Source organism: Exiguobacterium sp. A1_3_1 (assembly GCF_048985645.1).
In the GTDB taxonomy this organism is placed as follows: domain Bacteria; phylum Bacillota; class Bacilli; order Exiguobacteriales; family Exiguobacteriaceae; genus Exiguobacterium_A; species Exiguobacterium_A indicum.
Window position 1 is genome coordinate 1 of the sequence record NZ_WBYY01000003.1, and the last position, 15,368, is coordinate 15,368.

General features: G+C 48.4%; 15 protein-coding genes. 1 reads left to right on the forward strand and 14 read right to left on the reverse strand.

Features of this window, described 5'->3' with window-relative positions:
* Together F8N00_RS00635 and F8N00_RS00640 are read right to left on the reverse strand one after the other, a co-directional pair.
* On the reverse strand, positions 1–204 hold a 204-nt coding region (locus F8N00_RS00635), incomplete at its 3' end, for a flagellar basal body protein (protein WP_421017595.1).
* Between the two features lie 15 nt (positions 205–219).
* Positions 220–1,014, reverse strand: coding sequence for a flagellar hook-basal body protein (locus tag F8N00_RS00640; protein WP_075643023.1), 795 nt, complete (start codon positions 1,012–1,014; stop codon positions 220–222).
* A gap of 242 nt (positions 1,015–1,256) precedes the next feature.
* On the opposite strand from F8N00_RS00640, the gene F8N00_RS00645 reads away from it, so the two are divergent.
* Complete coding sequence (locus F8N00_RS00645) at positions 1,257–4,109, forward strand: EAL and GGDEF domain-containing protein (RefSeq protein WP_421017596.1); 2,853 nt, start codon at positions 1,257–1,259, stop codon at positions 4,107–4,109.
* A 45-nt stretch (positions 4,110–4,154) separates the two neighbouring features.
* Here the strand turns inward: F8N00_RS00645 and F8N00_RS00650 are convergent, their stop codons facing one another.
* The 12 genes from F8N00_RS00650 to atpB form a co-directional block, all read right to left on the reverse strand.
* The gene (locus tag F8N00_RS00650) at positions 4,155–5,351 is read right to left on the reverse strand and encodes a multidrug efflux MFS transporter (RefSeq protein ID WP_421017597.1); all 1,197 of its coding nucleotides are present in this window, start codon (positions 5,349–5,351) and stop codon (positions 4,155–4,157) included.
* 194 nt (positions 5,352–5,545) lie between these two features.
* Positions 5,546–6,526, reverse strand: a complete 981-nt coding sequence (gene mreB / locus F8N00_RS00655) for a rod shape-determining protein MreB (RefSeq protein ID WP_023469490.1) — start codon at positions 6,524–6,526, stop codon at positions 5,546–5,548.
* A 217-nt stretch (positions 6,527–6,743) separates the two neighbouring features.
* Positions 6,744–8,048 (reverse strand): UDP-N-acetylglucosamine 1-carboxyvinyltransferase, encoded by a 1,305-nt coding sequence (gene murA / locus F8N00_RS00660; protein WP_023469491.1) that lies wholly within the window; start codon positions 8,046–8,048, stop codon positions 6,744–6,746.
* Positions 8,049–8,269: 221 nt separating this feature from the next.
* Positions 8,270–8,509, reverse strand: coding sequence for a DUF1146 family protein (locus F8N00_RS00665; RefSeq protein WP_235515945.1), 240 nt, complete (start codon positions 8,507–8,509; stop codon positions 8,270–8,272).
* A 312-nt stretch (positions 8,510–8,821) separates the two neighbouring features.
* The gene (locus tag F8N00_RS00670) at positions 8,822–9,235 is read right to left on the reverse strand and encodes a F0F1 ATP synthase subunit epsilon (protein ID WP_029342737.1); all 414 of its coding nucleotides are present in this window, start codon (positions 9,233–9,235) and stop codon (positions 8,822–8,824) included.
* Positions 9,236–9,261: 26 nt separating this feature from the next.
* Positions 9,262–10,680 carry a F0F1 ATP synthase subunit beta gene (gene atpD / locus F8N00_RS00675; RefSeq protein ID WP_023469494.1) on the reverse strand — a complete coding sequence of 473 codons (1,419 nt, stop codon included), beginning with the start codon at positions 10,678–10,680 and terminating at the stop codon, positions 9,262–9,264.
* A 36-nt stretch (positions 10,681–10,716) separates the two neighbouring features.
* Positions 10,717–11,568, reverse strand: coding sequence for an ATP synthase F1 subunit gamma (atpG, locus tag F8N00_RS00680; RefSeq protein WP_058704130.1), 852 nt, complete (start codon positions 11,566–11,568; stop codon positions 10,717–10,719).
* Between the two features lie 42 nt (positions 11,569–11,610).
* Positions 11,611–13,119, reverse strand: coding sequence for a F0F1 ATP synthase subunit alpha (gene atpA / locus F8N00_RS00685; protein ID WP_035395863.1), 1,509 nt, complete (start codon positions 13,117–13,119; stop codon positions 11,611–11,613).
* 19 nt (positions 13,120–13,138) lie between these two features.
* Positions 13,139–13,672 carry a F0F1 ATP synthase subunit delta gene (locus F8N00_RS00690; protein ID WP_023469497.1) on the reverse strand — a complete coding sequence of 178 codons (534 nt, stop codon included), beginning with the start codon at positions 13,670–13,672 and terminating at the stop codon, positions 13,139–13,141.
* Positions 13,672–14,205 carry a F0F1 ATP synthase subunit B gene (gene atpF / locus F8N00_RS00695; protein ID WP_023469498.1) on the reverse strand — a complete coding sequence of 178 codons (534 nt, stop codon included), beginning with the start codon at positions 14,203–14,205 and terminating at the stop codon, positions 13,672–13,674. The genes F8N00_RS00690 and atpF overlap by 1 nt, the downstream gene beginning before the upstream one ends.
* Positions 14,206–14,332: 127 nt before the next feature.
* Positions 14,333–14,545 carry a F0F1 ATP synthase subunit C gene (atpE, locus tag F8N00_RS00700; RefSeq protein WP_023469499.1) on the reverse strand — a complete coding sequence of 71 codons (213 nt, stop codon included), beginning with the start codon at positions 14,543–14,545 and terminating at the stop codon, positions 14,333–14,335.
* 75 nt (positions 14,546–14,620) lie between these two features.
* Positions 14,621–15,364, reverse strand: coding sequence for a F0F1 ATP synthase subunit A (gene atpB, locus F8N00_RS00705; RefSeq protein ID WP_023469500.1), 744 nt, complete (start codon positions 15,362–15,364; stop codon positions 14,621–14,623).
* Positions 15,365–15,368 lie beyond the last annotated feature (4 nt).

Here is a 15,368-nt window from a genome sequence, read left to right on the forward strand (position 1 = left end):
GATTCGTAAGCCGGCCGGTGTCGATAAAGGTCCCGTTTGCAATGCAGCCGGTTGGTTCTGGATGTTACGCGTCAACAGCTCCTTGAACTGGGCGTCACGACGTTTATATCCGTTCGTATCGACATTCGCTAAGTTGTGCCCGGTCGTATCGAGTTGTTTTTGTAATTGCGCCATTGTACTAGCTGACGTATAGAGTGATTGCATGGTATTCCCCTTTCATTATCGGACGCGACCGATTTCAGAAACTGCCTTTTCCGCTGTCCGGTCATACGCTTGAATGACTTTTTGATTCGCTTCAAACTGACGCAGACCAGCGTTCATCTCTGCCATCGTCTGTTCAATCGCGACGTTCCCGAGTTCAAGTACCCCTTGATCAACCTTGACGTTGCCTTGTGCCAACGCTTCAGGTGCCCGGTAGAGTCCGTTCTCAACCCGTTCGAGTTGTTCCGTATTATTCGTCGTCACAAGTCCTAGTCGTCCGACTTGCTCTCCGTTCCCCCGCGTCACGACACCTTCAGGTGAGACTTTGAAATCGTCATTGCCGACGTTCATGATATTTCCGTTCTCATCGAGTACCTGATCGCCGTCCGTCGTCCGTAAGATACCGTCTCCATCGACTGCGAACTGCCCATTCGTCGTATACAATGTTTCTCCTTCGATTCCTGTTCCTTCTCCCGTATTATGGAAAATCGTGAACATCGGCACACCGTCGATCGAACTAATCTGTAAATCCGTCGCATTTCCTGTCTCCGTGATGGATCCAGGTGCGAAGTTCGGTGTCGCCGCCTGCATAAACACACCTGTCGCGAGCGTACCGACGTTTCCAGCAGGTCGAATTCCCGTCCGTTCATTCGTCGCCGCTTGATGGATCATCATCTCCGGAAACGTGCGCAGGGATGCTTGATCGGCACGGAAGCCGGGCGTCCGTGCATTCGCTAAGTTATTACTCAACATCTCTTGTTGGCGTTGCAATGCCTGCATCGCACCGGATGCCGTATACATTCCGCGTAACATCTATATTTCATCTCCTCATTGACTTCATGTTCAATTCTATCTTTTAGTATATCGGTCCGTTTGCTTCAGATTATGAGTTTTTTTCAAAAAAAGGGAATAAAATTCTGAGTTGCATCTAAAGTACTACTATTCCTATCAAAAAATCATTCTCCTTCTTTTGAATTCGTTTCATATTCATAATTATTCCAATTGGGTATAATTAGAAGTAGTTCATATCGACCAGTTGAAACGAGGTGATGACGGTGTCTTTCTTTAAAAGACGTACGAACCAATCGACCACTCCTTCTTTAGATTTCACACTGTTGACAGACATGACCCACTTCCTTGAAAATCACCCGGATGCAGTTTATACGATGGATTTGAAAGGAAATTTCATCGCATTTAATAATAAGCTACCTCTTTTACTCGGTTATCCTACCGACGCGATCCGTAGTATGCATTTCAGCGAGCTGCTCATCAAATCAGAAGCTGAACGTATTGCACCACTAAAACATCGTGTTCACGAAGGCGAAACGATTCATTTCACAACGGACATTCAACGAAAAGATGGTCAAATCCTGACTGTCAACGTCACGAACATTCCCCTCTACAATCAACACGTCATCATTGGACTTTACGGCATTGCGCGTGACGTCTCCCAACAAAAAGAATTACGTACCGCTTATAATCGTCTACTTGCAAAGGAACAGTTGACGACGACGCTTGACGGCGTCACCTTTCTTGAATATATTCCTTCGACGAAACAACTGACTGCCGATGCCGCACTTAGTCAATTGCTAGAATGGTCACAGCGTCATGTCGCACAAATGGATGCATACGAACTGCTCGACGAAATCCACCCGGAAGACCGCGATCTATTCTTACAACAGAGTACTGCCTTGTGTGACGAGCAGATTGCTGAATTCTCGATGTCCCTTCGAATGAGCAAACGACGTCACTATACGAAAGTCGTTCGTTGTGATGCCTTACTTCAGCAAAACTCTTCTCCCCGCTGCGTCAACTTCATCCTGCATGATGCGACGGAGCTGACGAGTCTTGAACGCGAACGCGATCATGCCATTCAGTCCTTAAAGGATGTCTTCGGCTCACTGGATACGTCCATTTACGAACATATCTATCATCCGCAAACCGTCACGTTTCAATCAGCCGGTTTTTTAGCTCCCTATCAGCACATCCTGAACCGGATTGAAAAGGAACCCCAGTTATGGCGGACACTGATTCACCCCGAGGATTTACCACATTTAGAACTCTCGTATCCTGAGATTCGTAACGGTAAGGTCATCCGACACCTCTATCGCCTCCAACTCCTCGACAATGTCTTTTGGATCGAGGAAACCTGTATTCCAATTCTTGATAATAAGGGCGATGTCTCGGGTCATTATGGGGTCTCGTCTGACATTACGATTTTAAAAGAGCAACAGCATACGATTTGGCATCTCTCCATGCATGACTCGTTAACTCAGTTACCGAACCGCGCCTTTTTACTCGAGGAAATCACGAGTTTATTGAAGACACGAACATCGTTTACGTTGCTTGCTGTCACCTTTAAGCAATACAATGTCATTCATGAACGTTTCGGACATGATGTCGGAGATGAATGGATTCGCCAGACGAGTGCTGAAGTGCGTCGCTTTGCAGATCAAGATCATTTCGTCGGTCATCTGTTCGGTGATAAGTATCTCTTCATCATTAAGAAACCGATCGATGAGACAGCTATCGTGAAACTAAGCCATCAGCTACTGAAGCTATCTGAAAAACGTTTTGATGTCTTGTCTTATGAATTGTTCACGAACGTCTATATCGGTATCACATACGTCGTCAACGATAAACTATCAGCAGACGAATTATTGAAACAAACGTATACAGCACTCCGGCGTGCGAAATCACGAACGAAGAGCAATTATCAGTTTTACTCGACGACGCTCGATATTGATATGTATCGCCGTTATGAACTCGAACGGGATTTACGATACGCCATTCAAAACGAGCAGCTCGTCCTCGAATACCAGCCGAAAGTCGATGGCTGGAACGGAAATATCCAAGGAGCCGAAGCATTGATTCGCTGGAATCATCCGGAGTGGGGACGCTTGACGCCAAAGGATTTTCTCTCCTTGTCGGAAGAAAGTGAGATGTATCTCCACATTGGGGATTGGGTACTCGATCAGACATGTCGTTTTCTCAGTAAGCTTCGCGAACAACGCCATTCGAACATCGTTCCGATTTCCATCAACGTCTCCCCGAAGCGTCTGTTTTACGGAGATTTTGGACAAGTCATCGAACAATATCTCAAGCGATACCGAGTACCGGATCATCTCCTTGAGATTGAATTACTCGAGTCCGACATCTTACTTGAAAGCGATAAAATCCATGAGATTCTAGAACGAATTTCTGCACTCGGTGTCCATATCTCCTTAGATGACTTCGGTACCGCCTATTCATCAATCTCTCACGTCCAGCGCTATCCGATCAATTGCCTAAAGATCGATCGTTCCCTCGCGCAACTGATCGAGCACGATCCAAAAAGTCGTTCCGTCGTCAAAAGCATTCTCTTCATGGCAAAGGAGTTTCAATTGACTGTCGTTGCAGAAGGCATCGAAACGATTCCGCAGCTCGATTTTTATCGCGAGTTACAGTGCGACCTGATTCAAGGCTATTTGTTTAGCAAACCAGTATCAGAGAGCACTTTTGAAAAATTACTGACGAAAGGGATGTTATATCCACAACACACCGGTACAGCCGCTCCAGTCGAAGCGATTTTATCATTATTTGCTCAAATCACGATCACCCGGCTGAACGGTCGAGCCATCCAAGTCGGATTCTCTGATATCCTGATCAATCGATGTACGAATAAGACGTTGTTCTTCTACTCTTCGATTCGTCTGCCGATTCATCAAAACATCGAACTGAACGTGACACTTGCCTCATTGATTCATCCCGAGATTTTTCTCGTTCCTGCATCTATCACGGAACTCGATAACGGTCTATTCCATTATGCAGCGGATTTCAAGGTGCGTGCGCTCTCTTCTCTCGTCCAGGAGCAACTGAAACATTCTCAACCTTCCTTTTTGGAAGACGTTCTCGAACCGCCTTCTTGATACAAAAAAACACGTCGACTTTCATTCGAGTCGACGTGTTTTACCTTATCCGTTATTTTTACTGAGCACTGCTGTTTGTGTCCGCTCTAACACGGCATTCGTGATGACGATTAGTCCAGTAAAGAGGAATAATGCTTCAAAACCGAAGTGACCAGCAATTTGTCCACCTGCGAGCGGTCCGAGGAAGTTCCCCATGAACTGTGCGGACTGGTTATATCCAAAGATCCGGCCTGACGCATTGGCCGGCGTATTCTTCCGAAGCAACGTTTGAACAGACGGCATTAAAGCAGCTGTCGCAAATCCAATTCCCATCCGTAAGACGATCAGTTGGCTCGTATCCGTGACGAATGCTTGCGGAATCAAAAAGGCAGCAAAAATAAGTAGCGCAAAGAACAAGACACGCTCTGCTCCAATCTTATCTGAGAGACGACCGAGACGCTGTGCCGCAATCAATGCCGCAATCCCAGGTGCCGAAGCGACAATCCCGGATAGTAACGCCAGACGTTCTGTCCCCGGACTAAGTTCTCGAACATACAGCGACAGGATCGGACTGATTGATTGTGCCGCGAACTGAATCAGGAACGTCGTCAAAAAGAGACTTAAAATCAGTTCCGGATGACGCAGCGACTGGATGATTTCCTTCGCGGACGCCATTTTTTTAACTTCCATTGGGACGAATTCTTCTTTAACTAAGAAGTAGGTCACGAGAAAGGTAACGAAGAGCGGTACGCTCGTAAAGAGAAAAACGGGTCGAAGCCCAACAACGTCGGCGAGGAATCCTCCAATGAGAGGTCCTAGCAATCCACCGGCAATCCCACCGGTCGACAGGGTGCCGAGCGCCCAGCCACTTTTCTCTTTTGGGGTTTGGGAAGCAACGAGTGTAATACCGGCTGAAATGAATCCGGACACGGCTCCCATGACAAGACGTAAGAATACGAGTTGATAGACGTCTTGAACGAAACTAATCAAGAACATGACGATCGACATACCAAGACTTGCGCGAAGCAACATCAGCTTCCGTCCTTTTCGATCGGCGAGACGTCCCCAGATTGGTGAGACGATTGCAGCGACGAGGAACGTTGCACCAAAGGCGATGCCGGACCAGGTCGTAATATCTTGTCGGCTGTCGACACCGAGTTCTTCAATGAATAAGGGCAAAAACGGTAAAACGAGACTGAGGGCTGCAGCGGTCAAAAAACTACCGAACCAAACGACGACTAAATTTCTTTTCCACAATGGCATTGTGGCATCACTTCCTTTTATTTTACAATTCGTTTCAATACAACAACTTCTAATATACACTTCACAATGTGAAATGTCTAGCGTTTGAATCGTTCAAGTGTTTCTTCCAGTTGTCCTCTACTCTTCATTAATTCGCAAAATGAATGCTACAAAAAAAAGAAGCATTCTCCGTTGAGAACACTTCCATCTTTTCATCACTTGCCTAGATTATCGAGCATGATGCCTGTACCGCGTGCGACACATAGCATTGGATCTTCTGCGATCAGAACCGGTAGTCCGAGTTCTTTTGCAAGCAGTTGATCGATGCCGTCAAGGAGTGCGCCCCCACCCGTCAGGATGATACCGCGATCGATGATATCCGCTGCAAGCTCTGGTGGCGTCTTCTCGAGCACACGCTTCGTTGCTTCGACGATTTCCATCGCTGCTTCCGCGAGCGCTTCGTGCATCTCTTCTGATGTCACCGTGATGTTGTGCGGTAAGCCTGTCACGAGATTGCGTCCCCGAATATCCATCTGTTCGCTCCGTCCGTCTTCTGAAACAGTAGCAACTGTCGTCTTGACCGCTTGTGCCGTCCGTTCCCCGATGATGAGCTTATGTGTATCCTTGATTGAACGGATGATGTCGTGGTCGAAGCGATCTCCTGCGACTTTGATCGTCTCCCCGCATACGATATCACCCATCGATAGTACAGCGACGTCCGTCGTTCCCCCACCGATATCAATGACCATGTGCCCTGCTGGCATCCAAATGTCCATACCGGCACCGACTGCTGCGACCTTCGGCTCGACTTCGAGGAAGACCGTCTTTGCGCCTGATTTTTCACCGGCTTGACGAATCGCCTTCGCTTCAACCGTCGTGATGCTTGCTGGTGTACAGATCAACATCCGGACGCCACCGAACATCTTACGGACTTCAATCTTATCGATGAAATGGCGAAGCATTGCTTCCGTCATTTCGAAGTCCGCGATGACTCCGTCTTGTAAAGGACGAATCGCGACGATGTTCCCCGGTGTCCGCCCTACCATCAAGTGTGCTTCCGTTCCTACTGCATGAATCTTACCTGTTGCCTTATCGATCGCGACGACCGATGGCTCATCGAGGACGATGCCTCTCCCTTTGACATGAATGACGACGTTCGCCGTCCCTAAGTCGATTCCGATATCTTTTGAAAACATCTCGTGTGCTCTCCTTTACCCGATGGCTATTCTTCCAAAATATAGAACGTCGTTTGGACGTCTAACCCATTTATGTATACATACTTTTCAATTCTAGCATACGCCTCATAACGAAACGACTTTCTTTTTCGCTTTTCACATTTCATTGTCATCTTTTTGAAAATACAGCAAAAAAGCATCATCTCAAAAACATGAGATGATGCTTGGATAATTGGAATTAAAGCTTTGTTGCTGCCGTTTCTTCGACGATTGCCGCTTCTTCTGTCACACGTTCGACGTCTGCACCGAGTGCTTGAAGTTTGAGGTGGAAGTCGACGTATCCACGATCGATGTGGTGAAGCGCACCGACACGCGTTTCGCCTTCAGCGATCAATCCTGCTGTGACGAGTGCAGCACCTGAGCGAAGATCCGTTGAAAGAACTTCCGCACCTTGTAACTGTACACCACCATTGATGATCGACGAGCGACCTTCAATCTTGATGTCCGCGTTCATGCGACGGAATTCTTCAACGTGCATGAAACGGTTCTCAAAAACTGTTTCCGTGATGACCGATGTGCCGCCTGCTTTGAGAACGAGGGCCATCATCTGTGCTTGAACGTCTGTCGGGAAACCAGGGTGTGGCATCGTCTTGACATCAACTGCTTCAAGTTTTGCTGGACCAACGACACGGAGTCCTTCTTCTGTATCCGTGATCTTAACGCCCATCTCTTCCATCTTCGAGATGAGTGGACGAAGGTGTTCGCGCTCAGCACCGATGACTTCGACGTCACCTTCTGTGATCGCTGCTGCGATCATGAACGTACCTGCTTCAATCCGGTCAGGAATGACATAGTGTGTTGCACCGTGTAATTTCTCGACGCCTTCGATGCGGATCGTTTCTGTACCTGCACCGCGGACTTTTGCGCCCATTGCGTTCAAGAAGTTCGCAAGGTCAACGATTTCTGGTTCTTTTGCGACGTTCTCGATGACTGTCGTTCCTTCTGCGAGTGTCGCAGCCATCATGATATTCTCTGTCGCACCGACTGATGGGAAGTCGAGGTAGATTTTTGCACCTTGGAGACGACCGTCGACATGCGCTTCAACAAATCCGTTTCCGATGATCGTCTTCGCGCCCATCGCTTCGAATCCTTTCAAGTGAAGATCGATCGGACGTGATCCGATTGCACAGCCACCTGGCATTGCAACGCGTGCGCGCCCGAGGCGTGCAAGTAATGGACCCATGACGAGAATCGAAGCTCGCATCTTACGCACGTACTCGAGTGGTGCCTCGTCTTTAAGATTCGGCTCTGCATTGACCGTCACCGTGTTGGCTTCCGCATCGAATTCGACTTCCGCGTTCAAGTTGCGCAACACGTTATTGATCGTATAGACGTCTGCTAAACGTGGTACGTTTTGAAGGACGGATTTCCCTTCTGATGCAAGCAATGTTGCAACGAGTGTTTTTAATACGGCATTTTTTGCACCTTCTACTTTGACTGTGCCAGCTAATTTACGTCCGCCTCGGACAACGATTTTTTCCATTCCCCATACTCCTCTGCTTCGTTTCTGTTCTATTTATGATGGCGTGATAAGTGCGTATGCGGTTCGAGATGAACCGATAGAAGAGAAACTCCCAATAGTTAAAACTACTACGCGACTGTTTCGATGATTGATAAATTGACTGTGTTCTTTCATTAAAGAACAGTGTCCTTTTCCATGGTAATCCAGTTTCACGATACAAGGTTTACAATGAAGTTACAAGTTCAGCTGAATAAGAATTTCAGACGTTGCGCAAAACCCGCATATTCAAGTAAAAAGCGCGCCAGACTGGAACCAAGAGCAACAGCAAGCAGGACACGTAGTAAAACCGCCTGTGGACCTCTAGGATGTTGCAGGAATTTATCCCATTTGATTGGTAACATCACCCACCAAGCAAACAAGATGGCGATCACGTACATGAGCATGCTGATCAGAGCACTAATACCAATTGACGTCACTACCATTGCACCTCTTCTTCATAATTTCTTCAACTTTACCATGATTTCATAAAATGAATGATTGCGCAAACAAAATGATACAAGCTGCATTTATTTTATCGCATAAAATATATTTATTGAAGAGCAAATGAGGAAAATCATGAGCTTTCTGTTGAAGAAATCGTGAAAACAAGGCATATAGTGTTCTTTTACATATTTTTCGCTTCCTAAACCTGATTCCAAGCGCCTCGCTCAGAAAACGCTTCTTCGCACTCATTCATTGATGCGTCGTACAAAAAAAGACCCGATTCCATGAAGGAATCGAGTCTTTGATCGAAATCAGTCGCGACCGTAGTCTTTCAAGCTGAGACGGTTAACTGCTCGTTTCAGTGAAAGTTCAGCACGCTTGAATTCGAGTTCTGATAATTTCGTGTCCTGGAGACGACGTTCTGCACGAACCTTCGCAGCTGCAGCACGGTCGTAGTCGACCTTGTCTGCTTGCTCCGCAGTTTCCGCAAGAACCGTTACAGTATCCTGGCGCACTTCCATAAAGCCACCGCTGATAGCGATCAACGTGCGTCCGCCATCTTCGTGGCGCAACTTCAAGATGCTGATGTCGAGTGGTGTCACGAGTGGGACGTGGTGCGGGAGAACCCCGATCTCACCAGAAATCGTCTTCGCAACGACCATACGGACATCGCCATCATACACTTCGCCATCCGGGGTGACGATATTGACATGAAGTGTGTTCATCTCAAGTCCCCCTTATGCTTTGTCACTTAGACAAGCGCCTTCGCTTTTTCAATCGCATCTTCGATCGGACCGACGAGACGGAATGCTTCTTCCGTTAAGTCATCGTGTTTACCTTCGAGGATTTCTTTGAAGCCGCGGATCGTGTCCTTAACTGGGACGTACGATCCTTTTTGTCCTGTGAACTGCTCAGCTACGTGGAAGTTCTGCGACAAGAAGAACTGGATACGACGCGCACGGTGTACAGTCAATTTGTCGTCTTCTGACAACTCGTCCATACCGAGGATCGCGATGATATCTTGAAGTTCTTTATAACGCTGAAGTGTTTCCTGAACTTGACGTGCAACACCGTAGTGCTCTTCGCCGACGATTTCCGGTGAAAGGGCGCGTGATGTTGAAGCAAGTGGATCCACGGCAGGATAGATCCCCATCTCAGAGAGACGGCGCTCAAGGTTCGTCGTTGCATCTAAGTGAGCAAACGTCGTCGCAGGAGCCGGGTCAGTATAGTCATCGGCTGGTACATAAACCGCTTGGATCGATGTAACCGAACCTTTGTTTGTTGATGTGATTCGCTCTTGAAGCATACCCATCTCTGTTGCGAGTGTTGGCTGGTAACCAACGGCAGATGGCATACGACCGAGAAGGGCCGATACCTCAGAACCCGCTTGTGTGTAACGGAAGATGTTATCAACGAAGAGAAGAACGTCTTGTCCTTGCTCATCACGGAAGTATTCTGCCATTGTCAAACCAGTCAAGGCAACACGAAGACGTGCACCCGGTGGTTCGTTCATCTGACCGAAGACCATCGCTGTTTGTTTGATAACGCCTGAATCCGTCATCTCGTGGAACAAGTCATTTCCTTCACGCGTCCGCTCACCAACACCTGCGAATACCGAGATACCGCTGTGCTCTTGCGCGATGTTGTTGATCAATTCCTGGATGAGGACGGTCTTACCTACACCGGCACCACCGAAGAGACCGATCTTACCACCCTTGATGTAAGGAGCAAGCAAGTCGACGACTTTAATTCCAGTCTCGAGGATTTCAACTTTCGTTGAAAGGTTATCGAAAGTCGGTGCTTTTTTGTGGATCGGAAGACGTTCCACATCAGCAGCGATTTCTTTTTCATCAATTGGGTTACCGAGTACGTTGAAGACGCGACCAAGTGTCGCTTCTCCGACGGGTACCGAGATTGGAGCATTCGTATCGAGTACTTCCATTCCACGGCGTACTCCATCCGTAGAGTCCATCGCAATGGTACGGACGACGTCGTCACCAAGGTGCAGGGCGACCTCAAGCGTCAAGTCGATAGCCACTTCTTCTACAGTTTGCGGCGTATATTGAATACGAAGCGCGTTGTAGATGTTCGGTAAGTGTCCTTCGAACTTAACGTCGATGACAGGTCCCATGACCGCGACGACGCGGCCTTTTAAACCGAGTTCGTTCATCGTGTTTCCTCCTACCTATCGTTACGCCAGTCGGGATTACTGCTGCGCAGCAGCCCCACTGACGATCTCTGTGATTTCTTGCGTGATCGCAGCTTGTCGAGCTCGGTTGTAGACGAGAGTCAATCGACCGATCAAGTCATCTGCGTTATCTGTCGCACTTTGCATTGCTGTCATACGTGACGCATGTTCTGCTACTTTCGCGTCAAGAAGCGCACCGAAGATCAAGCTCTCCGCATAACGCGGGAGGAGTTCAGCAAGGATTTGTTCCTCGCTTGGCTCGTACTCATAAGTCGTCGAAGACGAAGCTTCGATTTCTCCGAGTGGGAGAAGAGTTTCGACTTTCACTTCCTGGCTGATGACAGATAAGAAGTGGTTGTAGCACAGCTTGAGCTCGTCGATTTCGCCAATCGTGAACGCACTCACTGTGCGCTTCACGATCTCAGCGACGTCGACATACGAAGGAGAATCGTTCAAGCCTGTGATCGCATCCGTGACCGTGATTCCGCGTGAACGGAAGAACTGGACACCGACTTTACCGACCACGAAGAGAACGTAACTGTCCGTAGTATGCTTTTCTTTGATTTCCCGGTAGACTTCACGCAGCACGTTGGCGTTATATGCACCAGCTAAGCCGCGATCCGATGTGATGACGATATAGCCCGTCTTTTTGACGGGACGTTTCTCGAGCATCGGATGGCTCGCACCTGTCGTGCCATTCGCAATGGTTCCGAGTACCTCTTGCATTTTCAGCATGTAAGGTTGGAACTTCGCGCTATGTGCTTGAGCGCGGTTCAGTTTCGACGCCGAAACCATGTTCATCGCTTTCGTGATCTGTTTCGTACTTTTCGTCGAGTTGATCCGCGTTTGTATCTCGCGCAACGATGCCATTTCGATTCACCACCTTGTTAGTATCAAGAGCGTTCCGCCGGATTAGACCGTCGCTTGGAACGTTTTCTTAAATTCTGAGATTGCTGCTACGAGCTCTTCGTCTGCTGGAAGGTTACCTGTCTTACGGATCTCATCGCAAAGTTGTTTGCGGTTTTGATCGAGCCAGAGGTTGAGTTCCTTTTCAAAACGACGAATATCCGTTACAGCAACATCATCAAGGTGACCACGAGTCAAGGCATAGATGATGATGACTTGCTTATCGACAGTAAGTGGTTGGTTCAAGTCTTGTTTCAAGACTTCAACTGTCCGCTCACCACGGTTAAGCTTCGATTGAGTCGCTTTATCAAGGTCAGATCCGAACTGAGCGAATGCTTCAAGCTCACGGTAAGATGCGAGGTCAAGACGGAGCGTACCCGCTACCTTCTTCATCGCTTTTACTTGAGCCGAACCACCTACACGCGATACCGAAAGACCCGGGTTGATCGCGGGACGGACACCTGAGAAGAAGAGATCCGATTGAAGGAAGATTTGACCATCCGTGATCGAGATAACGTTCGTCGGGATATAAGCTGAGATATCCGACGCTTGTGTTTCGATGAACGGAAGGGCAGTCAAGCTACCTGCGCCAAGCTCGTCGTTCAACTTCGCCGCACGCTCAAGAAGGCGTGAGTGGAGGTAGAAGACATCCCCTGGGTAAGCTTCGCGGCCTGGTGGGCGTTTCAAGAGAAGTGAAAGCTCACGGTAAGCAGCTGCTTGTTTTGAAAGATCATCATAGATGACAAGAACGTGTTTGCCTTGGTCCATGAAGTGTTCACCCATCGCGACACCTGCGAATGGTGCGAGGTAAAGAAGTGGAGCTGGCTGTGAAGCCGCTGCCGAAACGACGATCGTGTAATCGAGGGCACCGTTTTTACGGAGCGTCTCGACGACGCCACGGACTGTTGATTCTTTTTGTCCGATTGCGACATAGATACAGATCATGTTTTCTTCTTTTTGGTTGATGATCGTATCGATGGCGATCGACGTTTTACCCGTCTGACGGTCACCGATGATCAACTCACGCTGTCCACGACCGATTGGAACGAGGGCATCGATCGCCTTGATTCCTGTCTGAAGTGGCTCGTGTACCGATTTACGCGCCATGACGCCAGACGCCTTACGCTCGATCGGGTTGTAGTGTTCTGTTTCGATTGGACCAAGACCATCGATTGGCATACCGAGTGGGTTGACGACACGTCCAAGGAGTGCGTCTCCTGTTGGTACTTCCATGATGCGGCCAGTACGGCGAACAGAGTCGCCTTCTTTGATTTCAAGGTAGTCACCGAGGATGATGATACCGACGTTGCCTTCTTCTAAGTTTTGCGCCAAGCCCATTGTGCCGTTAGCGAATTCTACGAGCTCTCCCGACATGACGTTGTCGAGTCCGTGTGCACGAGCGATACCATCACCGATTTGGATGACCGTACCTGTCTCGTTCACTTCCATCGTAGAACCGTACTGCGCGATACGCGCTTTAAGCAGGGCGCTGATTTCTTCAGCTCTAATGCTCATGCGTTTCACCCCTATTTTCTTACGCTTTTAACAGCTCACGCTCAAGGCGCGTTAGTTTAGTTTCGATCGTACCGTCATATGTCGTGTAACCGATTTGAACGCGAAGTCCTCCGATGACACTCGTGTCGACGACGTTCTCGACTTCAAGCGTTTTACCTGATTTTTGGCCAAACGTCTCTTTCACTTTCGTGAGTTCCTCGTCTGACAATTTGTATGCACTCGTGACGATTGCCGTCGCGACATTGCGGTGTTCATTTAACAATGCAATGAAGTGTTCCGGTAATGTAACGATCTCTGCCGCCCGGTCGTTTTCGACCATGACGAGCAATGTGTTCAAGACGATCGAGTTGAAGCCAGTGAAGCTTGTTTGAAGAACTTGCTTGAGCTCTTCAGCAGAAATCGATGGGTTATCTAAAACCGAAGCGAGCTCTGGTGTTGCGTGGAGCACTTCGCCGAGCGTCCGCACATCAGCTTCTGCTTGCTCGAGCACATGGTGCTCAAGCGCAAGATCGAAGAGCGCTTTTGCGTAGCGTCCCGCTACGTGATCACGCATTAGTTCGTGCCCTTAGTATCAGCAAGGAATTGATCGACGAGTGCTTTTTGAGCGGCTTCGTCTGTCGCAAGCTGTGTTTTCATGACGTGGCGTGCTGCAGCGATTGCTTGAAGAGCGACATCGTTCTTCAAAGCAGCTTGTGCTTCAGCGCGTTCACGTTCGATCGCACGGCGAGCTTCTTCCTTACTCATTTCGGATTCAAGACGTGCCTGCTCCATCGCACGTGCTTGCTCTGCTTCTGCCTGACGGCGTGATGCTTCTAAAAGATCGCGTGCTTCCGTACGCGCCTTGTTTAATTCTTCGCGTTGTTGTTCTACGTAGACTTCAGCGTCTTTACGGCTCTTTTCAGCCGAGTTGATCTCGCTAGCCACATGCTCTTCCCGCGCTTTCATCATGTTGACGAGCGGGCCCCATGCGAATTTCTTCAAGAGGATGAGGAGCAAGAGGAAAACGACGATCGTGACGATCATGTTGGCTAATAAGAGTTGGTTGCCTTCGCCGCCAGCCTCTGCCGCAAGATACGTTAGATTCATTCGATTACACTCCCCTCGTGGTTGGTTCAACTTCAATATCTACATAAGGGAGCCTAAGCTCCCGTGACGGTTCACTCAAACGTTGAACGAATAGCGCCCTATGTAGTCCGTTCTCGTTAATCGTGGATTAAGAGTTGAGAAGAAGGAAACCGACCGCTACACCGATGATTGGAAGTGCCTCAACAAGACCGATACCGATGAACATTGTTTGACGAAGTTCGTTTTTGAGTTCTGGCTGACGTGCTTGACCTAATACTGTACCGTTTACGATAAGACCGTTACCGATACCTGCGCCGAGTGCGCCGAGTCCGATGATGATCGCTGTTGCAATAAGATTCATGATAAATTGCCTCCCTAGAGTATGTTCATTGATTTGTCGTGCTGTTATCGGAAAAGCGGATGCTTTACCTTCGAATTAATGGTCGTGCGCTGCCTTATGTCCGATGTAAACCATCGTCAGGATAAGGAAGATGTATGCTTGGATACCACCGATGAAGAGTGAGAATCCTTGCCAGATCAACATCGGGATACCCGAGATGATCGCGCCGACTGGTCCGAGGAATTGGAAATCGTTCGTACCAGAGACGATACCGATCGAAAGAATGATTCCGATCATGATTTCACCAGCGAAGATGTTTCCGTAAAGACGAAGACCGAGCGTCAACGTGTTTGCAAACTCCTCGATGATGGTAATGATAAACATCGGCGTCATGAATGTTTTCGCATAAGCGCCGAAGCCTCGCATCTTCACACCGTAGTAATGACTTAAGACTACTACGAGAGATGAAAGTGCCAGTGTCACGTAAGGATCTGCAGTTGGTGAGTTGAACCAAATGTAGTGTCCCGTCACGACGTTGAATGGGAGACCCATGATGTTGGACACAAGGATGAACAGGAATAATGTCATTCCGAACGTAAGGAAGCGACCCCCTGTTTTCCAGTCCATCGTGCTGCTGATGATTCCGCGAACGAATTCAAGGAACATCTCCATCACGTTTTGAGCACCGGTTGGCTTCATCACAAGACGTCGCGTACCGGCCACGGCAATCAAGAAGACGAGAGCAGCAGCAATCAATACTGTGATCAAGTTCGTCCAGCTACCGTACAGAACGAAGTCACCCCAGAGTGGGATTTCGTAAAGTGGCATTTCGTGGTTCATTTGA